The organism is Duganella sp. CT11-25, from assembly GCF_047302815.1.
Classification (GTDB): Bacteria; Pseudomonadota; Gammaproteobacteria; order Burkholderiales; family Burkholderiaceae_D; genus Rugamonas.
Map to the genome: position 1 here is coordinate 2,978,074 of NZ_JBKBFD010000001.1, position 24,228 is coordinate 3,002,301.

Genomic DNA, 24,228 nt, shown 5'->3' on the forward strand with positions numbered 1-24,228 from the left:
AAGAGAATCCGGGGTTAGCTGGCCGAGGTAGGTGTTTTGTAGATAATATACATTACGAAATCGAATTTTTCAATCCATAGCCCGATTTGCGATTACCACAAATAATCATTACAAATCAATGTCTTACGATTTTCTATAGGAAATCTGAAGACAAAAATAGTAGTCAAACTACACAAACAACAGGGAGAAGACACAGTGAGCAGTAACGGCAACGGGGCCATGCCCCGGCAAATTCCATACATCATCGCCAACGAAGGCTGCGAGCGTTTCAGCTTTTACGGCATGCGCAACATCCTCACGCCCTTCCTGATCAGCACCCTGCTGCTCTTCGTTCCGCTGGCCGACCGCGCCAGCGAAGCCAAGCACGTGTTCCACACCTTCGTCATCGGCGTCTACTTCTTCCCGCTGCTGGGCGGCTGGCTGGCCGACCGCTTCTTCGGCAAATACAAGACGGTGTTCTGGTTCAGCCTGATCTATGTGGCGGGCCACGCCTGCCTTGCCATCTTCGAGGACAACCTCAAGGGCTTCTACTTCGGCCTGGCGCTGATCGCCTTCGGCTCGGGCGGCATCAAGCCACTGGTGGTGGCGTTTGTCGGCGACCAGTTCGACCAGACCAACAAGAACCGCGCCAAGGTGGTGTTCGACGCCTTCTACTGGATCATCAATTTCGGCTCCTTCTTCGCCTCGCTGCTGATGCCGGTGTTCCTGCGCGACTACGGACCGGCCATCGCCTTCGGCATTCCCGGCATCCTGATGGCGATCGCCACGCTGGTGTTCTGGCTGGGCAAGCGCAAATACGTGCACGTGCCGCCGGCCGCGCCGAATCCGGATTCCTTCAGCAGCGTCGCCCGCACCGCGCTGCTGGCGCGCGCGCCCGGCCAATCGCGCCCGGGCCTGGTCGTCGCCGGCATCGGCGCGCTGGGCGCGTTGGCGGCGCTGGCCATGACGCCGCAATGGGGCTTCGTCATCGCCGCCTGCACGGCGCTGGTGCTGCTGCTGGCGTTCGGCGGCATCGGCGTCTCGATGCAGCTGGAACGCGCGCGCGGCCCGCACACCGATGAAGCGGTGGAAGGCGTGCGTTCGGTGCTGCGCATCCTGATCGTGTTCGCGATGATCACGCCGTTCTGGTCCTTGTTCGACCAGAAGGCCTCGACCTGGATCGTCCAGGCCAACTCGATGGACAGCCCGCTGCTGTCGATCTTCGGCTGGGAATTCACGCTGCTGCCGGCGCAGATGCAGGCGGTCAATCCGATCCTGGTGATGCTGCTGATCCCGTTCAACAACCTGGCGCTGTTCCCGCTGATGCGCATGGTCGGCATCACGCCGACGCCGCTGCGCCGCATGGGCATGGGCATCGCGCTGTCGGCCTCCGCGTGGATCGTGATCGGCCTGATCCAGCTGCAGATGGATGGCGGCGACAAGGTCTCGATCCTGTGGCAACTGCTGCCGTACGCGCTGCTGACCTTGGGCGAGGTGCTGGTCTCGGCAACCGGACTGGAATTCGCCTACAGCCAGGCGCCGGCGCCGATGAAGGGCATCATCCTGAGCTTCTGGTACCTGGCGGTCACGGTCGGCAACCTGTGGGTGTTGATCGTCAACTCGGGCGTCAAGAACGACGTGGTCGGCGGGTGGATCGCGTCCAGCGGCATGGGCACGATCGCGTTCCAGATGTTCTTCTTCGCCGCCTTCGCGCTGCTGATCGCCGCCATCTTCGCACTCTACGCAATGCGCTACAAGATGGTCGACAACTACCGCCGCGACGACCAGGCCAGCTTGTGCTACCCGCCAGGCGAGAAACAGGAATCGTAAGAGAACGTATCAAAACTACAGATTTTGGATTACCATAACCGGCAATTTCAAGGGTATTTTGCAGATTTTGTAACTGCACTACCTAAATCTATAGTTTTGGAGACAGCGATATGGGCGGTAATCACAAGGGTGCGTGGCAGCGCGCGGCTGAAGTTTCTGTTGGCGGCGCGCTCGCGCTGACCTGCCTGACCGCTGCGGCCGCGCCTTCGCCTGCCGTCGCCGACGCCACGCTGGCCGCCTGCGACGGCCCGTTCGCCACCGTGCTGCAAGCGGCGCCCGCCGCCGACGCCCGCGCCTACTGGCTCAATCGCCAGATCATCAAATGGCCGGGCGCCGACGGCGCCGGCGTCTTCAAACTCTATTACTCCGCCACCGCGCAGCTGCAAGCGGCCGCCGGCGCGCGCGTGACCGGCGCCGACGGCGCGCTGGCTTTGGCGCGTCTTGACGCTGGCAGTGTACCGGCCGACGTCGCCCAGCGTTTCAAGTTCGTCGCCGACGGCGCCCTGCTCACCGTGCCGGCCGCGCAATCGCCCGCGCTGCTGAAACAGCAAGTGATGATCGTCCTCGAAGCCGAAGACGGCACCGTGCGCGACGCCACCACGCTGCAGGTCGCCGGCGCGCTGGACGATATCTACGCCAGCGCCGCGCATGCCGCCGATCTCGGTGTCACCGTCAACGCCAACAGCGCAGCCTTCAAACTGTGGGCGCCGACCGCGCAGCGCGTGGCACTGTGCACCTACGCCGGCGGTTCCGGCAAGGCAGCCGCCATCACCGCCATGCAGCGCGACGACGCCACCGGCATCTGGTCCGCAAAGGTCGATGGCAAGCTGTCCGGCCACTACTACCAATACCTTGTAGACGTTGTCGCGCCAAGCGCGGGCCTGGTACGCAACCTCGTCACCGATCCATACTCGGTCAGCCTGACCACCGACTCCAAGCGCAGCTACATTGCCAACCTGGACGCCGCCGGTCTCAAGCCGGCCGGTTGGGACAAGGCCGCGGCGCCGAAAAAGGTCGCCGCACAAACCGACATGTCGGTCTACGAACTGCATGTGCGCGACTTTTCCATCAACGATGGCACCGTCAGCGCCGCCAACCGCGGCAAATACACCGCCTTCACCGAAGCCCGCTCCAACGGCATGAAACACCTGGCCGCGCTCAGCAAAGCCGGCATGACCGACATCCACCTGCTGCCGGTCTATGACATCGGCAGCGTGCCGGAAAAAGGCTGCGTCGTACCGAACATCCCGCAAGGCCTGGTGCCCGACAATGAGGAAGCGCAGGCACTGGTCACCAAGGCGCAAATGACGGACTGCTACAACTGGGGCTACGATCCGTATCACTACAGCGCCCCCGAAGGCAGCTACGCCACCGATCCGGCCGACGGCGCCAAACGCATCGTCGAATTCCGCCAGATGGTGCAGGCGCTGCACAAGACCGGCCTGCGCGTCGGCATGGACGTGGTCTACAACCACACATACATCGCCGGCCAGAACGAGAAGTCGGTGCTGGACCGCGTGGTGCCGGGCTACTACCACCGCCTCAACGCCAAGGGTGGCATCGAACGCTCCACCTGCTGCGACAACACCGCCACCGAAAACCTCATGATGGGCAAGCTGATGGCCGACTCGGTCGAGCTGTGGGCGGTGCAGTACAAGATCGACTCCTTCCGCTTCGACCTGATGGGCCACCAGCCGCGCGCCGTCATGGAGCAGTTGCAGGCGCGCGCCGACCGCGCCACCGGCCGCCACGTCAACCTGATCGGCGAAGGCTGGAACTTCGGCGAAGTGGCCGACGGCGCGCGCTTCGTGCAGGCGTCGCAACTGTCGCTCAACGGCAGCGGCATCGGTACCTTCAGCGACCGCGCGCGCGACGCCGTGCGTGGCGGCGGCGCCGGCGACAGCGGCACGCAGATGATCACCCAGCAAGGCTACATCAACGGCCTGGTGTACGACGCCAACGCGCAAGCGGGTGGGCGTCCCGCCGCCGACCTGCTGCACGCCTCGGACCTGGTCAAGGTCGGCCTGGCCGGCTCGATCCGCAGCTACCGGCTGACCACCGCCGACGGCCGCACCGTCGCGCTGCAGGACATGGTCTACGGCGGCAACCAGCCGGCCGGTTACGCCAGCGAGCCGGGCGAAACGGTCAACTACGTCGAGAACCACGACAACCAGACGCTGTTCGACATCAACGTCTTCAAGCTGCCGCAAGCGACCACTCCGCCCGAACGCGCGCAGGTACAGATGCTGGGCGCCGCCATCAACGCCTTCAGCCAGGGCGTGGCCTACTACCACGCGGGCTTCGATATCCTGCGTTCCAAATCGCTGGACCGCAACAGCTTCGAATCGGGCGACTGGTTCAACCGCCTGGACTGGACCTACCAGGACAACTACTACGGCACCGGCGTGCCGCGCGCGGAAGACAACGGCAAGGACTATGCGCTCATCAAGCCACTGCTGCGCAACGCCGCCGCGATCAAACCGTCGCCGGCCGATATCGCCTACGCGCGCGACGCCTTCCGCGACCTGCTGGCGATCCGCGCCAGCAGCACGCTGTTCCGCCTTCGCACCGCGCAGGACATCAGCCAGCGCCTGCGCTTCCACAATACCGGCGCGGCGCAGGTGCCGACCGTGATCGTCGCCCACCTGGACGGCACGGGCTATGCGGGCGCCAACTTCAAGTCGATCACCTACCTGATCAACGTCGACAAGGTCGCGCAGCGCGTCACTGTGGCGGAAGAAAAGAACCGCGCTTACCAGCTGCACCCGGTCCATACCGGCAAGGCCGCAGCGGACAAACGCATTGCCTCGCAAGCCAAGTATGAAAAAGCCACCGGAAGCTTCGCCATTCCACCACGTAGCGCTGTCGTTTTTGTAGAAAATTGATGTTATCTTTTTGGCTCGTTCATCGGGCCAAAAAGACATCATGAAGAAATCGTTCGCAGCCATCCTGTTTGCATTGAGCGCCTGCGGCGGCGGCGACTATGCCGCGCAGGCCAACCGCGCACCGGTGGCCGAGGCCGGGCCGGCGCAAACCGTCCCGGCAGGCACCGCGATCAAGCTGTCCGGCAGCGGCACCGATCCAGACCAGGACATCGTCAGCTATTCCTGGACTTTGACCAAACCGGCGGGCAGCAGCGCAACGCTGCTAAACTACCATGTCGCTACGCCCACCTTCTTTGCCGACCTGCCAGGCGCCTACGTCGCCACGCTGATCGTCAACGACGGCAAGCTCGATAGCGCGCCGTCCAACGTCACGATCACCGCCCAATAATCCATGCACCCCAAGTCAGATACATAGCCAGTGCATAATGTCCTGATCCGCCATTTACTGATCGAAAAATATGATATGCGCTAAATGTGAATTCTGTGGTGAGGAAGGAAAAGAAGGCGTAAAGGGGCACGTAATACCCGAGAGTTTTTTTTGGGATATTGTCGACCAGCCTGGGAATGTACTCAAGCAGAGATCTCAGGATAGCTTTCCTAAAAGACGCCCGGTAGGTATTTACGAGACTGACGCTTGGTGCCGGGACTGTGAGGTAACGCATTTCCAACATCCGGATAACTACGCGATAGGAATTCTGCGGACGCCTATTGGGCAATTTAAAAAAGAAGGTCGGCCAACAGCAGCCTATCTGCTCGACATTGAGTCGCCAGATATGCTTAAGTTGTTCTTCATATGCTTGCTATGGCGGGCCGCCGTATCCAGGCACGAATTATTTCGGGAAGTAGAACTAGACAAGGATGAGCTAAACCAAGTCGTAGAAATGATCAAAACGAAGACCCCTGGCGACGTCCATGACTTCGGAGTGATTGTCGCAACGACGGATGGCGATCCTCACATCATCAGCGACGCCAAGCAACACATGGAGGGTGGCATTCGCTATTTCCGCTTTTATTTGGGCAGGTTTGTCGCCCAGATTAAGGTTGACAAGAATCCGCTCCCCTCCCACTACATCCTTCCGGCGGTACATGAGGGTGTTCCTTTTGCTGTGATCAAAAATGCCCCGAAGTCCTCCATGTTTGAAGGCTATCGTTCAATCGCGACCTCTTCGTTGAACCACAAGGATGGGAAACTTAAGTGAAAACTGCATTGACGAAGATTTTTTGCCTAATCATTACATTCCTGCCCGCACTGGCGCCCTGCTCGACATCTGCGAGTGCCGATCCGGTTGAATGGGTCAATCCGCTGATGGGCACCGCCAGCAAGCCGGAACTCTCGAACGGCAACACCTACCCGACCATCGCGCTGCCGTGGGGGATGAACTTCTGGACGCCGCAGACCGGCAAGATGGGTAACGGCTGGGCCTACACCTACGACGCCGACAAGATCCGCGGCTTCAAGCAAACGCACCAGCCATCGCCATGGATGAACGACTACGGCCAGTTCGCCATCATGCCGGTGACCGGCAAGCTGCGTTTCAATCAGGACGAACGCGCCAGCTGGTTCTCGCACAAGGCCGAAGTGGCCAAGCCTTACTACTACAGCGTGTATCTCGCCGACTCCGATGTGACGACCGAGATCACGCCAACCGAACGCGCCGCACAGTTCCGCTTCACCTTCCCCAAGACCGACGAGGCGTATGTCGTGGTGGACGCCTACGACAAAGGCTCCTACATCAAGGTGATCCCGGCCGAGCGCAAGATCGTCGGCTACAGCACCCGCTACGCGCGCGGCCCGCTGCCGAAGAACTTCAAGAACTACTTCGTCATCCATTTCGACAAGCCTTTCGTTTCCACCCATATCTGGAGCGGCGACAAGCTGGTGGGCGACGTCATGGAACTGGCCAGCGACCATAGCGGCGCGGTGGTCGGCTTCAAAACGGAAAAAGGCGAAAAGGTCGGCATGCGCGTGGCCTCATCCTTCATCAGCGAGGAACAGGCGGAGCTGAACCTGAAGCGCGAGCTGGCCTCCGACAGCTTCGACGCCACCGCACAAAAGGGCAAGGACATCTGGAACAAGACGCTGGGACGCATCAGCGTGGAAGGCGGCAGCGACGAGCAGACGCGCACCTTCTATTCCAGCTTGTACCGCATGCTGTTCTTCCCGAATAAGCTGTACGAGATCGACGCCAACAACCAGATCGTTCACTGGAGTCCCTATAACGGCAAGATCCTGCCCGGCTATATGTTCGCCGGCACCGGCTTCTGGGACACCTTCCGCGCGCTGTATCCTTTCCTGAACCTGATGTACCCGTCGATCAACCGCGAGATGCAGGCGGGCCTGGCCAACGACTACAAGGAAGGCGGCTGGCTGCCGGAATGGTCCAGTCCCGGCCTGGCCAACGTCATGATCGGGAATAACTCGGCGTCGGTGGTGTCCGAGGCTTACATCAAGGGCCTGCGCGGCTACGACATCGACACGCTGTGGGAAGCGCTCAAGCACGGCGCCGACAACGAAGGGCCGATGCAGGCGGTCGGCCGCGCCGGCGTCAAGTTTTATAACGAGCTGGGTTACGTGCCCTACGACGTCAAGATCAACGAGAACGCCGCGCGCACGCTGGAATATGCGTATGACGATTTCGCGATCTACCAGCTGGGCAAGACGCTCGGCAAGCCGCAATCGGAAATCGGCATCTACAAGCAGCGCGCGATGAACTACAAGAAGCTGTTCGATCCGGAGACAGGCCTCATGCGGGGCAAGAACAAGGATGGCACCTTCCAGTCTCCATTCAATCCCTTCAAGTGGGGTGACGCCTTCACCGAGGGGAACAGCTGGCACTACACCTGGTCGGTGTTCCAGGATGTGAACGGGCTGGTGGACCTGATGGGCGGGCGCGAGAAGTTCGTCGCCAAGCTGGATCAGGTGTTCACACTGCCGCCGCTGTTTGACGAGAGCTACTACGGAGAGGTCATCCACGAGATCCGTGAAATGCAGATCGCGAACATGGGCCAGTACGCACACGGCAACCAGCCGATCCAGCACATGATCTACCTGTACGGCTATGCCGGTGCGCCATGGAAGACGCAATACTGGGCGCGCGAGACCATGAATCGCCTGTACAAGGCCACGCCCGACGGCTACTGCGGCGACGAGGACAACGGCCAGACCTCGGCGTGGTACGTGTTCTCCGCGCTGGGCTTCTATCCCGTCACCCCGGCGGTTCCACAATATGTCGTGGGCACGCCGCTGTTCAAGAAAGCCACGCTGACGCTGGAAAACGGCAAGAAGATCGTCATCAACGCGCCCGCCAACAGCGACAGCAATCGCTACGTGCGCGCGCTGAAGGTCGATGGCAAAGCCTACTCAAGAAACTGGCTGAGCCATCCAGGCCTGATGAAGGGCGCGGTGCTGGACTTCGACATGAGCGCGCAGCCGAACAAGGAGCGCGGCACCACCACCAGCGACGCGCCCTACTCGCTCTCCACTTCAGGCGATTAATTCAGGGGGCGCGATAGAACTCGATTTCGACGATGGACAGCACGCCCTTGGGCGTCTGGTTCGCGCCCGTATCGACGATGGCTTGATTCGCGACTTCGGTCAGCTTGATGACATTGTTTTCCTCGGCCACGCCGTTTAGTTCCACCTTGACGCTGCTGCCGCGCCGCGGCTTCAGCGGCAAGGTCACATAGCCGAGGCTCTTGGGCGTCATGCCGTTATAGACTTCCACGCCGTCCACCGTCACGCGCAGCGGATAGCTGCGTTCACGCCAGCCGGACAGCTTCAGCACGATCTCGTTCAGCGTCGCCGGCTCGGCCAGCCGATAGGTGATCGCCGGCGCTCCCTGCCCCGGCTTGCTGGCCCACAGGGTGGTTTCGTCATCGTCGAAGGACTTGGCCGCATCGCCGGCATTGCTGGCCGCTTCCGCCGACACCACCGGGACCGCCACGCGCGACACCTTGAACGATGGCGTAGACGGCGTCGGCCCGCGCTCCAGGTACAGCGGCAGCCCATCGGATGGCAGCTGCTTCGCCAGGCCATCCCGCACCGCCACAGCCTTGCTATCCAGCGTCAGTTCGGCCGCCGCCAGGCCGGCTGCGCTGGCGCGCACCACGATCTTGCCTGCCTGCGTGGTACTGCGCACCAACACGCGATTGACGCCGCCCTCGACCGGCAGCGCGCGCGCCAGCACATAGTTGTCCGGCCCCTGTGCAATACCGCCGCGCCATTCGGCCGGTCCCTGCACGTCGAACGTCACCATGTCCAGCGCGAGCGGATTGCGGCGGCCCTGGGCATCCACCACCTCCACCTGCACCAGCGCCACATCGGCGCCATCGGCCTGCAAGCCCTTGGGTGCAGTGGTCGCGGTCAGGCGCAGCGCGGCCGGCGCGCCGGCGCTGGCCAGCACCGTCTCGCACACCTGTTTTCCCTTGGCGTCGTAGCCCACCGCTTTCAGTTGGCCCGCCTGCCATGCGACATCGTCGAACGTGAACAGGAAACGCGCGCTCTGGCGTCCGTGCCCCAGCAGCTTGCCGTTCAGGTACAGGTCGACCCGGTCGGCGCTGGAGACCACCGTCACCGGCTTGACGGTGCCCGCCGCATAATTCCAGTGGCCGATGATGTGCGCGCGCGGCCGCTCGATGTCGACCCAACCGTCCCAGATCACCTGATGGGCGTAAAAGCCGTCCTTCGGAATGCGCATCGCGTCCACTTCGCCGCTGCGTCGGTAGTTCTCCGCGCCGCGATGATGGGTATTACTGTCCGAGAAGACGATGTTGACGCCGCCGCTGGACACGCGCGTCCCGGTGCCGGGCCGTTCGCGCCAATAGTCATACCAGCGCAGCACATCCTCGATGGCATGGCTGTCCTGGTTGCGGTTGTAGACGCTGGCGTCCTGCCCCTTGTGCAGCGGCCCCTCACCCTCCTTGTGGAAAGGCGGCGTCAGGTTGTCCCAGAACTTGCGGGCGCCCTCGTCGCGCGAATACTCCATCGCCCACATCGGAATGCGCGCGCTCTTATTGATGTATAACATCTCGCCGCCGTACTCCGCCACCGATTGCAGCCTGGCGCTCAGCATCTCGCGGCTGCCTGAAGCGCGGCCGCCGTACGGATCATACTGGTCGCGCAGCGCCTTCATCTCCAGCATATGCGCTTCGCTCACGCCGCGGTTGCCGCTCTCGTAGAACACGATGCTGGGGTTGTTGCGGTTGTAGAGAATCGCGTCGCGCATGACGTCGATGCGCTGCTCCCAGCGCCGGCCCGTGACATCGGCCTCCGAATCGCCGGCCGGCATCGCCTGCATCAGGCCGAGGCGGTCCAGCGATTCCACGTCCTGCTTCCACGGCGTGATGTGCATCCAGCGTATCAGGTTGGCGTTGCTGGCCAGCGCCAGCCCGTTCGAGTAGTCGCTCAGCCAGGCCGGCACCGACACGCCCAGCGCGGGCCATTCGTTGGAGCTGCGCTGGGCATAGCCCTTCATCTGCAGCACGCGGTCGTTGATCCTGACCATGCCGTTGCCGAAGTCCGTCTTGCGGAAGCCGGTCCGGGTGACCACGCGGTCCACTACCTGGCCGTCGACCTTGAGCGCGGTCTCCACGTCGTACAGATAGCCGTAGCCCCAACTCCAGAACCGCAGATCGCCGACCATGGCGCTGGCCTTGACCATGGCGGTGGCGCCCGGTGCGACCGTCTGCGTGGGAGAAGCGAAACGCGCCACCTGCTTGCCGCCCGCATCGCGCAGCGTCACCTCGTAGCTGAAGGTGCTGGCGACGGCGTTCTCGTTGCGCACCTGCGATTCGGCGGTGATGCTGGCGCGCCGGCCGGGGATGTCGAAGTCGCGGGCGTACACATACACGCCAGTGGTGCCCAGCGAGGAATACAGCGGCAGCGTTTGATACAGCTTGTCCGTCACATGCAGGCGCACGTTCTTAGGCAGGCCGCCATAGTTGGCGTTGAAGTTCTTGTCCGACCACTGGTAGCGCTGGCCGGTCGCGGCCTCGTGGTAGTCCCAACGGTTGTCGGTCTTCACCGATACCACATTGTCGCCGCCCACCAGCACATCGCTGATGTCATAGCCGAAGGCGGTGACGCCGTTTTCGTGCATGCCCAGGCGCTTGCCGTTGACGTAGACCTCCGCCATCTGGCGCGCGCCCTCGAACTCCAGGAACACCTTCTTCCCGCGCGCCGATTCCGGCAGCGCGAAGTGCTTGCGATACCAGGCCACGCCCGTCGAGTGGTCGACAATGTCCTTGCCGAAGGCGTCGTCCTCGTTCCATGCGCGCGGCAGCGTCACCGGCTTCCAGCCGCTGTCGTCAAATACGGCCTGCGCGGCGGCGGCATTGTCCGCTACCGCAAGGCGCCAGCCCGGATTGAAGTTGTAGACCTCGCGCGCCTGCGCCAGCGGCATGGCCAGCAGCGCCGCCGCCAGTACCGCGCTATGTTTGAGTAGTGAGTACAACCGGCCTCCCGAGCTTTTCTGAAGAAAGGTCCAATATTAAAGCGGCGGTGCTACGCAAGGATGATAGTTATGCAAACACTCACAAACACGAGCAGTTCCGGCCGCAAGCCACCGCTAATATGTTTGTGCACCACCACGATACATCCACCGCACAATAACAACGGAGGCATATATGAATTTGTGGCACTCAGGCGCCGCGCTGTCGGCGCTCGCGCTGATGTCCGGCGCGCAGGCAGCGACCTACTACGTCGCACCGGGCGGCAACGACAATGGCGCGGGCACCATCGCGGCACCCTGGAAAACCGCAGCCAAGGCGCAGGCCGTGGCTGCGGCCGGCGACACGGTCTACTTCCGTGGCGGCGCCTACGTCTACACGGCTGGCATCAACAGCTGCGCCAGCATGACGGACACCGTCACGGCGGTCGCGTTCAACAAGAGCGGCACCAAGGACAAGCCGATACGCTACTGGGCCTACCCCGGCGAGACGCCGCTGTTCGACTTCTCGCAGATGACGGACAACTGCCGCGTGAAGGGCTTCAACGTCACTGCCAGCTACCTGCACATAAAAGGGCTGGAGTTGAAAGGCGCGCCGCAACAGCCGGGCAACCTGTTGAACAACGAGTCCTGGGGCATCTGGATCAACGGCAGCAACAACATCTTCGAGTTCCTGAACACGCACCACAACATGGGACCGGGATTCTTCCTCTCGGACGGCAGCAACAACCTGGTGCTGAACGTCGATTCGCATCACAACTACGATCCCTACAGCCGCACCGGCGCGGGCCAGAATGCCGACGGCTTCGGTGCCCACATCAAGGCCAACCGGCCGGGCAATGTCTTCCGCGGCTGCCGCGCCTGGGCCAATACCGACGACGGCTATGACCTGATCAACGCCGGCTCGCCGGTGCTGATCGAGAACTCGTGGGCGTGGCTGCACGGCTACCTGCCTGGCACCACCACCTCGATCCCGGCGGGGAACGGCAACGGCTTCAAGCTCGGAGGTTTCGGCGGCGGCTACGCGGCCAACGCGCCGGTGCATACGATACGCTTCTCGGTAGCGTTCAAGAACAAGGCCAGCGGCTTCTATGCCAACCACCATCCGGTCGCCAACGAATACTTCAACAACACCAGCTTCGGCAACGGCGCCGGTTTCAATATGCTCAGCGTCGACACCAGCGGCGCCGCCATCTCACTCGGCATCCTGCGCAACAACCTGGTGTATACCGGCACGCCGGTATCCAACGCGGCCGGCGCGGATATCGCCAACAACAGCTGGAACCTTCCGGTCAGCGTGACGGCAGCGGACTTCCAGGGCGTGTCGGCCGACGGCTGGGATGCGCCGCGCCTGCCCGACGGCAGCCTGCCGGTGCTGCCTTCCATGCGGCTGGTGGCCGGCAGCGACTTGATCGACAAGGGCGTGAACCTCGGCCTGCCATACAGCGGCGCGGCGCCGGACCTGGGTGCGTTTGAGGGCAGTACGCCGGCGCCGCTGTTTGCCGACGTCACCGCCAGCGTCAAGATCGTGCAATCCGGGCTGACGCTGGACCGCGCCACGCAGAAAATGAAAGGCACGGTCTCGTTCACCAATATGTCGAATACGAGCATCAGCGGCAGCCTGCTGTTCCGCGCCGACTACCTGACCGAAGGCGTGACGCTGGATAACCAGGGCGGCATCCAGGGCGGTGCGCCGACGCTGGCCCTGCCACTGTCCGCGCTGGCGCCGGGCCAGACGGCGACGGTCACCACCGTATTCAACAATCCCAACCGGCTAAGCGTGGGCTACCTGCCCAAGCTGATCGCCGGCACCCCATAAGGAGGACTTGCATGTTCAGACTGAATACACTGATGGCACGCCTGATGGCCGTGCTGGTCCTGGCCTGCGGCACGGCGCAGGCGGCGCCCCAGGTTTACCATGTCGATATCGACACCACCGTCCTGTCCGGACAGGACGGCTATCTCGACTTCCTGTTCCTCGGGCTGGGGAACGCGGCGCCGGTGCAGGCGCGTTTGTCCAATTTCTCCGGCGATTTCACGGCGCAGAGCTTCGCGCTGGGACAAGCCGGCGGCACCGTCGATACGCTGCTATCGATCGGCAATGGCGCGACATGGAACGAGTTCGGACAATGGGCGCACCTGGGCGGCGCGTTGTCGTTTGACGTGCGCTTCGACTATGCGGCGGCGACAGGCGCGGGAACCACGCTATCGATCGCGTTGCTGGACGCGGGCCTGAACTACCTGGGTACGGCTGGAGATGTGGCGACCTTCGCGCTGCTGCCTGGCAGCGGCGCGGCAGTGAGTGTCAACGGCGCATACGCATCCGTCACCGCGGTACCGGAACCCGCCGCGTTCCTGATGTTCGCGGCGGGTTTGCTGCTCATCGTCGCACGACTCAGTCCTGGCCGATCAGCACCACCGCGTTCCGGGTGCCGAAGTTGACACTGCCGCCTTTGACGACCGCCGTCTTGCCCGAGTAGTAGTCCTTCACCTTCTGGCCGTTGGCGAACACGCCGTGCAGCTTGATGGTAGTGCTCTTGTCGGTCGGAAGGTCCAGCGCGACGACGACCTTGTCGCTGCCGTAGGTCCGCTTGAAGACATACGGCTTTGCTTCCAGTTGCTGGTGCACGCCGGCGCCCACCGCCAGGTGGGCCTGGCGGAACAGGCCAAGCTTGGCCCAGTGTGCGCGCACGTCGGCGATCTTGTAGCCGTCGCGCTGCGTGTTCTGTTCCAGCTCATCCCAGTTCATGAAGGAGCGCAGCTTGGCGTCGCCGACCGCATTGGCCACGTCCAGCTTGCGCGCGGTCTCGTCGCCGTAGTAGATCTGCGCCACGCCGGGCGTCAGCAACAGCTTGTTCGCGCTTTCAAACGGCTTCTTGCGCGCGGCGTCGAACGGCTGGTCGAAATCGTGCGAGTCCAGGTAGTTCAGCACCGAATAACCCTGCAGCGGCCCACCGTGCAACGCGTTCGAATAGCTGCTGAACAGCGTCTCGTAATCCTTGGTCGCATCGTAGATCAAGCCGAAATTGATCAAGCTATCGAAGCCGTTCTGGTAGTAGTTGACCTTCTGTCCGCCGCCCAGATCGAACTGCAGGCCGTCCTGCAGCTTGTAGTTGTAGACCTCGGCCGTCATGTAGAACTTGTCGTCGCTGAGCTTCTTGTCCGGATTGGCGCGCTTCCAGTCCTCGAACGCGGCCGATGCCACGGTCTGCAATTCCTTCCACACCTTGGCCTCGACGTGCTTGACGGTGTCGGCGCGGAAGCCGTCCACACCGTACTTGCGCACCCAGTCCGAGTGCCACTTCATCAGGTAGTAGCGCGGCGCGCGCGGATAGCCGGTGCGGGCGAAGAACTCGTTCAGCTCCTTGATCTCGCTCTCGAAGCGTCCTTCGCGCTGCCACTTCGCCATCAGGCGTTCCGGCAACTCGACCGGCGTATCGCTGTCGGTACGGAAGTCGGGCAGGTTCTGCACCAGCGTGCACTCGATGGTGGTCTTGGGATCCTTGTAGGTGCACTGCGGCTCGGTACGCACCCAGTCCGACGGCCATACGCGGTCGTAAGGCGTCACCGGGCCGGTCTGGTTCATCACCACATCCAGCAGCACGCGGATGCCGCGCGCGTGGGCCGCTTCGACGAAATTGCGGAAGTCGTTCTCGGTGCCCAGGTTGGCGTCGACCGCCGTGAAGTCCGACGCCCAGTAACCGTGGAAGCCGTAGGACTTGCCGGTGCCTTCGTTGGTGCCTTCGTGGATCTGCTCCACCGGAGGCGTCAGCCAGATCGCGTTTACGCCCAGGCTGTCGAAATAGCCTTCATTGATCTTGTTGGTGATGCCGGCCAGGTCGCCGCCCATGAAGCCGCGCAGCGGAGCCGCGTCCGCGCGGCGGTCATAGGCCAGGTCGTTGCCGGTGAAGGCGTTGTTGAAACGGTCGGTCAGCAGGAAATAGACGGTGGCGTTCCCCCACAGGAACGGCTTGCGCGCGGCTGGCTTTTCAACCGCCGGTGCGGCCAGCGCCGGAGCGCTCACCGCAACGGAAGTAAGCGCAAATGCGAGCGCCAGTGCCGAATTCATTGCAAGGGGAGTCAATTTCATGCTGTCGTCCTTATAGTGGTTTTATGTAGTGACGGTCGGGCGCGCGCGCCCTGTCCATCCGGTGATGCCGCCGACCTGCTCTGCGATCAGGATCAATGCGGATAAGGCCTGCTGGGTAGGCAGGTGGTGATAGGTTGGATCGGCCTCGTAGCGCTCCAAATACACGCGCAGCGTCGCCCCCTCGGTGCCGGTGCCCGACAGGCGGAACACGATGCGCGAGCCGTTGGTCATCACGATGCGGATGCCCTGCTGTTTCGACACCGAGCCGTCGACCGGATCGGTGTATTCGAAATCGTCGGCGAAATCGACCACGTAATGGCCCAGGTCCCGCCCCGCCAGCGTGGCCAGCTTGATGCGCAGGGAGACGATCAGCTCATTGGCGGCCTTGGACTCCACCGCCTCGTAGTCGTGGCGCGAATAGTAGTTGCGGCCGAAGCGCGCCCAATGCTCGCTCACCAGCTGCTCGACCGACTTGCCGCTGACGGCCAGCAGGTTAAGCCAGAACAGCACTGCCCACAGGCCATCCTTCTCGCGGATGTGGTCCGAGCCGGTGCCGTAGCTCTCCTCGCCGCACAGCGTCGCCTTGCCGGCGTCCAGCAGGTTGCCGAAGAACTTCCAGCCGGTCGGTGTTTCGTAGCTCGGGATGCCCAGCGCCTCGGCCACGCGGTCCGAGGCCTGCGAGGTCGGCATCGAACGGGCGATGCCTTTCAGGCCGGCGCGGTAGCCCGGCGCCACGGTCGCATTCGCGGCCAGCACGGCCAGGCTGTCGGACGGCGTGACGTCGAACTTGCGGCCAACGATCATGTTGCGGTCGCCGTCACCGTCCGATGCGGCGCCGAAGTCCGGCGCGTCATCGGCGGCCATCAGCGCGATCAGCTGCGCGGCGTTGACGGGATTCGGGTCAGGATGGTGGCCGCCGAAATCCTCCAGCGGCACGCCGTTGATGACGGTGCCGGCCGGGGCGCCCAGGCGGTCTTCGAGGATCGCCTTGGCGTACGGGCCGGAGACCGCGTGCATGCCGTCGAAGCACATGCGGAAGCCGCCGCCGAACAGCTTGCGGATGGCGTCGAAATCGAACAGCCGCTCCATCAGTTCCGCATAATCGGCGACGGAATCGATCACCTCGATCTCGGTCTGCTCGATGTGCGAAGTCCCCAGGCGATTCAGGTCGATCGCGGCGGCGTCGCTGATGCGGTACTGCCTGATGGTTTCGGTGTGTTGGTAGATCGCCTCGGTCACGCTCTCCGGCGCCGGGCCGCCGTTGGCGATGTTGTACTTGATGCCGAAGTCGCCATCCGGTCCGCCCGGGTTATGGCTGGCCGACAGCACGATGCCGCCCAGCGCGCCGCGCTTGCGGATCACGCAGCTGACGGCGGGCGTCGACAGGATGCCGCCCTGTCCCACCAGCACCTTGGCGTAGCCATGCGCGGCCGCCATGCGCAGGATGGTCTGCACCGCGTCGCGGTTGTGGAAACGGCCGTCGCCGCCCAGCACCAGCGTCTTGCCGGCGCAGTCGCCCAGCGTATCGAATACGCTTTGCACGAAATTTTCGAGATAGTGCGGCTGCTGGAAGACCGTGACTTTTTTCCGCAGGCCGGAAGTCCCCGGCCGCTGGCCGGGGAAGGAAGTGGTGCTGACCGTCTGAATGCTCATGTTCGCTCCGCGTAGGTAAGTGACAGATTCACTGCAACGGTTTTACCTGTTCCGGCAAAATCGCGTCGCACAAATAACTTGTCTCGCGAACAATCTTAGCTCATTTGCCAACCGGCTCCGCGTTATCGCGCACAGTCAGCGTCAGCACGCCGGCAATCACCATGCACAGGCCGCCCAGCATCAGCGTCTTGACGCTGTGGCCCATGAAGAGATGCTTGGTGGCGAAGCCCAGCAGCAGGCCGCTGACGATTTGCGGAATCACGATGAAGAAGTTGAATACGCCCATGTAGTAGCCCATGCGGTTGGCGGGCAGCGCGCCGGCCAGGATCGCATACGGCATGGTCAGGATGCTGGCCCATGCGATGCCGACGCCGATCATCGGCACGAACAGCAGGTTCAGGTCATGGATGGCGTAGATGCTGATCAGGCTCACGCCGCCGATCAGCAGGCAGGTCATGTGCACGAGCTTGCGGCTGGTGCGGCGCGCAAACACCGGCAGGATGAAGGCCGCCAGCGCCGACACGCCGCTGTACACCGCGAACATCACGCCGACGCGGTTGCCCGCTTCCTGGAAGGCGGCCGACTGCGCATCGGTGGTGCCGAACACGTTCTCGCCGATGGCGTTGGTGGTGTAGATCCACATCGCGAACAGCGCGATCCAGGTGAAGAACTGCACGCCGGCCAGTTGCACCATCGTCTTCGGCATCTTGGTGAAGCCGCCCAGGATCTCCTTGATCGCATGGCCCAGGCCCTTGCTCCGGAGCTGCTCCGCGCGGAAGGCTTCCAGGTTGTCGGGCGGCGCTTCCTTGGCGGTCAGCACGGTCCACATCACGGCGGCCATGTAGATCGCGCCGCCGCAGTAGAAGGAGTAGCGCACGGTGTCCGGGATGCCGCCGTTGACCGGCACATTGCTCACGCCCAGCAGGTCGGCGAAGATGGTCGGCAGCAGCGAGGCGATCACCGCGCCCCAGCCGATGAAGAAGGTCTGCATCGCGAAGCCGGCGGTCTGCTGCGACGGTCCGAGCTTGTCGCCGACGAAGGCGCGGAACGGCTCCATCGACACGTTGATGGCGCCGTCCATCAGCCACAGGACGGCGACGGCCATCCACAAGGCGGAGGAATTCGGCATCAGGAACAGCGCGATCGACGCCAGCAAGGCGCCGATGAAGAAGAATGGACGGCGGCGGCCCCACTTCGGATGCCAGGTGTTGTCGCTCAGGTAGCCGATGACGGGCTGCACCAGCAAACCGGTGACCGGCGCGGCAAGCCAGAACAGCGACAGGTCGTCGGGATTGGCGCCCAGGGTGGAGAAAATGCGGCTGGTGTTGGCATTCTGCAGCGCGAAGCCGAATTGAATGCCGAAGAAGCCAAAACTCATGTTCCACAACTGCCAGAACGACAGTATGGGCTTGCTGCTGGAAGAATGCATGCTGCGCGTCCCGAATATTTGAAATTTGTAGCAAAATAACACGCTACCCCATATGTGTCAATTGAAAGAGTTTCCCAGTAAAATAAAGGGCTGAAGCCATCCCAAGGACCGGATTTTGTAGTCAAATGTAGCCAAACAACAAAATATAAGACAACCCAGAGAGCCGATTATCTACATGACAACCCTTTCTTTCCCCAAACTGGCCGCACTGCCCTTGGCGCTGCTGGCCTGCCACGCCGCACAGGCACAAAACGCCGACCGCAAGTTCGACGGCGTCACCCGCACGGACAATCAGCTGGAAGTCCGCACCAGCGACGGCAGCTACCTGATCAAGCCCTACTCCGCCGCCATCGTCGAGACCACGTTTGTGCCGAAGGGCGAAAAGGCCGACCCGGCATCGCACGCGGTGGTGCTGGCGCCGGCCGCGGTCAAAACCACGCTGACGCAAAAAGCCGCCAGCATCGAATATGCCACACCCGGCATCGTCGTCACCATTACCAAGTCGCCTTTCAAGATCGCCTACGCCTACAAGGGCAAGCAGCTGGTCGCCGAGAAGCACGGCTATGTGCGCGTAAAGGACAGCGTCGCCACCGGCAGCAAGGATATCAATAAAGGCGAAGCGCGCGAACTGGAAGCCATCGAGTTCGCGCTCGACAAGGACGAAGCCCTGTACGGCGCCGGCGAACGCGCGGTCGGCATGAACCGCCGCGGCCACCGCTTCACCTTATATAACAAGGCGCACTACGGCTACGGCGACAAGTCGGAACAGATGGGCTACGCGATGCCGCTGGCGATGTCGTCGAAGATGTACGCCATCCATTTCGACAACGCGCAAACCGGCTACCTGGATTTCGACAGCAAGAAGAACAACAGCCTGACCTACGAAACCATCGGCGGCCGCAAGACCTACCAGGTCATCGCCGGCGACACATGGGAAGACGTGGTCGGCAACTACACCAGCCTGACCGGCAAGCAACCGCTGCCGCCGCGCTGGGCCTTCGGTAACTTCGCCATGCGCTTCGGCTACCGCGACGAGCGGTTCGCGCGCGAGACCGTGGACAAGTTCATCGCCGACGGCATCCCGCTCGACGCCATCGTGTTCGACCTGTACTGGTTCGGCAAGGAGGTCAAGGGCACGATGGGCAACCTGGCCTGGGACAAGGGCAGCTTCCCCAACCCGGAAGGCATGATCGCCGACTTCCAGAAAAAAGGCGTGCAAACGGTGGTGATCACCGAGCCGTTCGTGGTCGATACGTCCAGCCGCTGGCAGGAGGCGGTCGACAGGAAAGTGCTCGGCACCGATGCCGACGGCAAGCCGCTGGCCTACGATTTCTTCTTCGGCCACACCGGCTTGATCGACATCTTCGGCAAGCCGGGCAAGGACTGGTTCTGGAGCATCTACAAGGGCCTGCGCCAGCAAGGCGTGACCGGCGTGTGGGGCGACCTGGGCGAACCGGAAGTACATCCAACCGCGATGCGCCATGCGAACGGCGCCAGCGCCGACGAGGTGCACAACATCTACGGCCACCAATGGGCCGGCCTGGTGGCCGACGGCTACAAGCAGGACTTCCCGACCGAGCGTCCGTTCATCCTGATGCGCGCCGGTTACTCGGGCACGCAACGCTACGGCATCATCCCATGGTCCGGCGACGTCGACCGGGGTTGGGGCGGCCTGCAATCGCAGCCGGAGATCGCGCTGCAGATGGGCATGCAGGGCGCCGGCTATATGCACTCGGACCTGGGCGGCTTCGCCAACCCGACGCTGGACAATGAGCTGTACACGCGCTGGCTGCAGTACGGCGTGTTCCAGCCGGTATTCCGCCCGCATGCGCAGGAAGAAGTGCCGTCGGAGCCGGTCTACCGCGAAGACGCCACCAAGGCATTGGCGCGCGACGCCGTCCGCCTGCGCTATCGCCTGCTGCCATACAACTACACGCTGGGCTTCGACAATAACCAGAAAGGCCTGCCGCTGATGCGCCCCATGCTCTACGAAGAGCCGCGCAACGCCAGGGTGCGCGCCATGTCATCGAGCTACTTGTGGGGCAAGGACTTCCTGGTCACGCCGGTGCTCAAGCAAGGCGCCACCACGGCCGAGGTCTACTTCCCCGTCCGCAGCGCATGGTTCGACTTCTATAGCGGCGAGAAGCAGGCCGGCGGCGCCACCCGCACGGTGAAGCTGGCGGCCGATCACGTGCCGGTCTACGTGCGCGCAGGCGCCTTCATCCCGATGGTCAAACCTGTGCAGACCACGCGCGACTATTCGACCAAGAACATCGAGCTGCACTACTACCACGACGCTTCGGTCAAGGCCGGCGCCGGCAAGCTGTATGACGACGACGGCCTGACCGCGCAAGCCTACGAACAAGGCAAGTACGAGCTGCTGCACTTCGCCAGCAAGCTGCAGGGCAAGACGCTGTCGCTGCGTATCGAATCCGAGACCGGCAAGCAGTACCAGCGTCCGGAACGCGGCATCGCGCTGCAGGTGCATAACGTCACGGCCAAGCCGTCGGCGGTGCGTATCGACGGCAAGGTCGCGGTGTTCGCCTGGGACGCGGAAAGAAAACTGCTGACCGTCGACATGCAGGCCAGCGACCAGGCCGGCCGGAGTGTCGACATCGCCCTGTAAGCGTGTATCATTGTCGGCCATCGAATCAACCGGTTCGATGGCCGACAAGATCACCAAGGGAGATGCAAGTGACATCAAAAATTATCAGCACGCTGTTGATGGCGAGCGCCATGACAGCCGCCAGCACTACCGTGCTGGCCGCCCCCGCACAGAAGCCCACCGTCGCCGAAGCCGAGCGCTTCCTGGCCGACACCGAAGAAAAACTCAATAAGCTGAACAACGAACAGGCACGCGGCGCCTGGGTCGGTTCCAACTTCATCACCGACGACACGGAAGCCATCGCCTCCTACTTCGCCGAACGCTATCTGACGGCGTCGGGCGAAGCGGCGATCGGCGCGCGCCGTTTCAACGGCTTGAAGCTGTCGCCTGAATCCGCGCGCAAGATGATGCTGCTGCAGCAGACGCTGGTCTTCGCCGATCCGAAGGAACGCGAACAGTATGCCCAGCTGCAGGCCGCCATGAACGGCGCCTACGGCAAGGCCAAGTACTGCCCGAAGAAAGCCGACGGCTCGCCCGCCGACGCCTGCATGGCGTTGGGCGAAATGGAAAAGGTCCTGGCCAACAGCCACGACGAAGCCAAGCTGAAGGAAATGTGGCTCGGCTGGCACGCGCAATCGCCGGCCTACAAGCAGAAATACACCGAATACGTCGCGCTGTCCAACAAGGGCGCCAAGCAGATGGGCTTTGCCGATACCGGCACCATGTGGCGTTCGCAGTACGACATGCCGCCGGAAGCCTTCTCCGCCGAGATGGAACGCCTGTGGCAACAGGTCAAGCCGCTGTACGACGCGCTGCACACCTACACCCGCTACAAGCTGCGCCAGACCTACGGCCCGGACGTGGTGCCGCTGACCGGCCCGATCCCATCCCACCTGTTCGGCAATATGTGGAGCCAGACCTGGACCAACCTGTACCCGATCCTCAAGCCGGCCGGCGGCGCCAACAGCTATGACCTGACCAAGGTGCTGGAAGAGCGCAAGACCGACGCCAGGCAGATGACGCAGTACGCCGAGCGCTTCTACACCTCGCTGGGCATGCAGAAGCTGCCGGAGTCGTTCTGGGAACGCTCGCTGCTGACCAAGCCGCGCGACCGCGACGTGGTGTGCCACGCCTCCGCATGGCCGCTGAATGAAAAGGACGACGTCCGCATCAAGATGTGCATCACGCCGACGGCGGAAGACTTCACCGTCATCCACCACGAGCTGGGACACGTCTACTACTTCCTCGGCTACACCAAGCAGCCTTTCCTGTTCCGCAACGGCGCCAACGACGGCTTCCACGAAGCCATCGGCGACACCGTCGCGCTGTCGATCACGCCGGGCTACCTGAAGAAGGTCGGCCTGATGGACCAGGAGCCGGACGTCAACGCCGACATCCCGCAGTTGCTGGAACGCGCGCTGAGCAAGGTCGCGATCCTGCCGTTCGCCTACTCGGTGGACAAATGGCGCTGGGACGTCTACTCGGGCAAGACCAAGCCGGCCGACTACGACAAGAGCTGGTGGCAGCTGCGCGAGCAGTACATGGGCATGAAGCGTCCAGCGGCCGTCAACGGCATCGCCGGCTTCGACGCCGGCGCCAAGTACCACGTGGCGGCCGACGTGCCGTATGCGCGCTACTTCCTCGCCGACATGCTGCAGTTCCAGTTCCACCGCGCGCTGTGCCGCGAGGCCGGCTACAGCGGCCCGCTGAACCGCTGCTCGGTGTACGACAACGCCAAGGCCGGCGCCAAGCTGCAGCAGATGCTGGCACTGGGCGCCAGCAAGCCGTGGCCGGAAGCGCTGAAAGCCATCTCCGGCGAAGACAAGATCGACGGCGGTGCGCTGCTCGACTACTTCGCTCCGCTGAAGACCTGGCTGGACCAGCAAAACGCCGCCTTCTCGGCGGCTGAGAAGAAGTAAGTACTAACCCTGCGTATCGGGCAGCAGACCAGCCGCCCGGTACGCAGCCAGCGTGTTGTCGAACACCTTCACATCGTCGCATCCCCGCGCCACCAGCTGCGCGCCTTCGATCGCCGAGAACACGGCAAACGCCTGCGCCTTCACCGCCGCCGCATCCATCTTCGGCTTGCCGACCGCCAGCACGCGCGCCAGCCAGTCCACGATCAGCATCGTGAAGCGCTCCACCTCCGCCCTCACCTCCGGCGCCAGGTCCGGCCGTTCGGCCGCCAGTATCCCCGCCATGCACATGCGGTTCTCGCGCAGCAGCGTATCGCGGAATACGTCCGCGTATCTGGCGATACAGGCCTTCCAATCGACGCCGTCGGCCAGCAAGCCATCCAGGTAGGTCAGGAATTCGTCGGTGTACTGCCGCGCCAGCGCCGCGCCCAGGTCGCCCTTGGTCGGGAAGTAGTAATGGATGCTGGAACTCTTGACCCCCACCGCCTCCGCCAGGTCGCGGAAACTCAGCGCGTTATAGCCGCGCGCCTGCACCATCAGCCGCGCCGCGGTCATCACTTCCTGCTTCTTATCGCTTGCCATATCCATCCCTTGGTCGAAAAAATCGCTTGACGCGACAAAACGCACGGGCTTATTATCTACCTATCAGTAGATAGACAAATCCGGAAACGTCTGACTATTGAGCTATTTTAATCTATCTACCGAAAGGTAGACCATCGAAAGCTGAATATGAAAATCCATGACATCCCTGGCTTCCCCAACCCCGCCCGCATCCGCATCGTCCTGGCTGAGAAAGGCCTGGATTCGCAAGTTGAATTCATCAAGGTCGACCTGTTCGCGGCCGAGCACAAGCAGCCCGCCTTCCTGGCCAAGAACCCGACCGGCGTGGTGCCGGTGCTGGAGCTCGACGACGGCACCTACATCTCGGAGTGCATCGCAATCACCGAATACCTGGATAACCTGGACGGCAAGCCCACGCTGACAGGCACGACGCCGCGCGAAAAAGCCATCATCCACATGATGCAAAAACGCGCCGACGACCTGATGATCGACACCATCGGCGTCTACTTCCACCACGCCACGCCGGGCCTGGGCGAAGCGCTGCTGGCGCACAAGAGCCCGGAGTGGGCGCATCGCAAGGAATGGGGCGAACGCCAGCTGGCAAAATTCAAGGACGCCATGCGCTACTTCGACGGCGTGCTGGCCGGGCAACCCTACGTGGCCGGCGACAAGTTCTCGGTGGCAGACATCACCGTCTACTGCGCGCTGCTGCATGCGGCCTTCCCCGGCATCACGGTACCGGAAGACTGCCCTGCGCTGGCGGCATGGCAAGCCAGGATCGCCGAGCACCCAAGCGTAAAAAACCGCAGCGGCCAATAAAAAAAACGGCGCCCC

The 24,228-nt window shown here is 62.9% G+C and carries 15 protein-coding genes; 10 read left to right on the plus strand and 5 right to left on the minus strand.

Annotated elements, in window-relative coordinates:
- The first annotated feature begins 219 nt into the window (after positions 1 to 219).
- The 5 genes from ACEN9F_RS12710 (at position 220) to ACEN9F_RS12730 (ending at position 8,190) form a co-directional block, all read left to right on the plus strand.
- The gene (locus ACEN9F_RS12710; protein ID WP_413420379.1) at positions 220 to 1,809 is read left to right on the plus strand and encodes an oligopeptide:H+ symporter; all 1,590 of its coding nucleotides are present in this window, start codon (positions 220 to 222) and stop codon (positions 1,807 to 1,809) included.
- Positions 1,810 to 1,919: 110 nt separating this feature from the next.
- On the plus strand, positions 1,920 to 4,694 hold the full coding sequence (locus ACEN9F_RS12715) for an alpha-1,6-glucosidase domain-containing protein (protein ID WP_413420380.1): 2,775 nt from the start codon (positions 1,920 to 1,922) through the stop codon (positions 4,692 to 4,694).
- Positions 4,695 to 4,734: 40 nt separating this feature from the next.
- Complete coding sequence (locus ACEN9F_RS12720) at positions 4,735 to 5,082, plus strand: PKD domain-containing protein (RefSeq protein ID WP_413420381.1); 348 nt, start codon at positions 4,735 to 4,737, stop codon at positions 5,080 to 5,082.
- Between the two features lie 70 nt (positions 5,083 to 5,152).
- Positions 5,153 to 5,893 (plus strand): hypothetical protein, encoded by a 741-nt coding sequence (locus ACEN9F_RS12725; protein WP_413420382.1) that lies wholly within the window; start codon positions 5,153 to 5,155, stop codon positions 5,891 to 5,893.
- Entirely contained in the window at positions 5,890 to 8,190 is a 2,301-nt protein-coding gene (locus ACEN9F_RS12730; RefSeq protein WP_413420383.1) for a GH92 family glycosyl hydrolase, read from the plus strand. The genes ACEN9F_RS12725 and ACEN9F_RS12730 overlap by 4 nt, the downstream gene beginning before the upstream one ends.
- Position 8,191: 1 nt before the next feature.
- On the opposite strand, the gene ACEN9F_RS12735 is transcribed toward ACEN9F_RS12730, so the two are convergent.
- A complete protein-coding gene (locus ACEN9F_RS12735) occupies positions 8,192 to 11,146 on the minus strand; it encodes a glycoside hydrolase family 2 protein (protein ID WP_413420384.1) in 2,955 nt (984 codons plus the stop codon).
- A gap of 172 nt (positions 11,147 to 11,318) precedes the next feature.
- Here ACEN9F_RS12735 and ACEN9F_RS12740 point away from each other — a divergent pair, with 172 nt between their 5' ends.
- Both ACEN9F_RS12740 and ACEN9F_RS12745 read left to right on the plus strand, forming a co-directional pair.
- Positions 11,319 to 12,959, plus strand: coding sequence for a right-handed parallel beta-helix repeat-containing protein (locus ACEN9F_RS12740; RefSeq protein ID WP_413420385.1), 1,641 nt, complete (start codon positions 11,319 to 11,321; stop codon positions 12,957 to 12,959).
- 11 nt (positions 12,960 to 12,970) lie between these two features.
- The gene (locus ACEN9F_RS12745; protein WP_413420386.1) at positions 12,971 to 13,582 is read left to right on the plus strand and encodes an NF038129 family PEP-CTERM protein; all 612 of its coding nucleotides are present in this window, start codon (positions 12,971 to 12,973) and stop codon (positions 13,580 to 13,582) included.
- Here the strand turns inward: ACEN9F_RS12745 and ACEN9F_RS12750 are convergent.
- The 3 genes from ACEN9F_RS12750 to ACEN9F_RS12760 form a co-directional block, all read right to left on the minus strand.
- Entirely contained in the window at positions 13,536 to 15,230 is a 1,695-nt protein-coding gene (locus ACEN9F_RS12750; protein WP_413420387.1) for an alpha-amylase family glycosyl hydrolase, read from the minus strand. The two genes, ACEN9F_RS12745 and ACEN9F_RS12750, sit on opposite strands and share 47 nt — an antisense overlap.
- A gap of 21 nt (positions 15,231 to 15,251) precedes the next feature.
- Positions 15,252 to 16,883 (minus strand): alpha-D-glucose phosphate-specific phosphoglucomutase, encoded by a 1,632-nt coding sequence (locus tag ACEN9F_RS12755; RefSeq protein WP_413420388.1) that lies wholly within the window; start codon positions 16,881 to 16,883, stop codon positions 15,252 to 15,254.
- Between the two features lie 100 nt (positions 16,884 to 16,983).
- On the minus strand, positions 16,984 to 18,312 hold the full coding sequence (locus ACEN9F_RS12760) for an MFS transporter (protein WP_413420389.1): 1,329 nt from the start codon (positions 18,310 to 18,312) through the stop codon (positions 16,984 to 16,986).
- Positions 18,313 to 18,487: 175 nt separating this feature from the next.
- Here ACEN9F_RS12760 and ACEN9F_RS12765 point away from each other — a divergent pair, with 175 nt between their 5' ends.
- Complete coding sequence (locus tag ACEN9F_RS12765) at positions 18,488 to 20,938, plus strand: TIM-barrel domain-containing protein (RefSeq protein WP_413420390.1); 2,451 nt, start codon at positions 18,488 to 18,490, stop codon at positions 20,936 to 20,938.
- A gap of 62 nt (positions 20,939 to 21,000) precedes the next feature.
- A complete protein-coding gene (locus ACEN9F_RS12770) occupies positions 21,001 to 22,836 on the plus strand; it encodes a M2 family metallopeptidase (RefSeq protein WP_413420391.1) in 1,836 nt (611 codons plus the stop codon).
- Positions 22,837 to 22,839: 3 nt separating this feature from the next.
- Here the strand turns inward: ACEN9F_RS12770 and ACEN9F_RS12775 are convergent, their stop codons facing one another.
- Positions 22,840 to 23,415: a TetR/AcrR family transcriptional regulator gene (locus tag ACEN9F_RS12775; RefSeq protein ID WP_413420392.1), complete on the minus strand. Its 576-nt coding sequence runs from the start codon at positions 23,413 to 23,415 to the stop codon at positions 22,840 to 22,842.
- 147 nt (positions 23,416 to 23,562) lie between these two features.
- On the opposite strand from ACEN9F_RS12775, the gene ACEN9F_RS12780 reads away from it, so the two are divergent.
- Entirely contained in the window at positions 23,563 to 24,213 is a 651-nt protein-coding gene (locus ACEN9F_RS12780; RefSeq protein WP_413420393.1) for a glutathione S-transferase family protein, read from the plus strand.
- Positions 24,214 to 24,228: the final 15 nt, after the last annotated feature.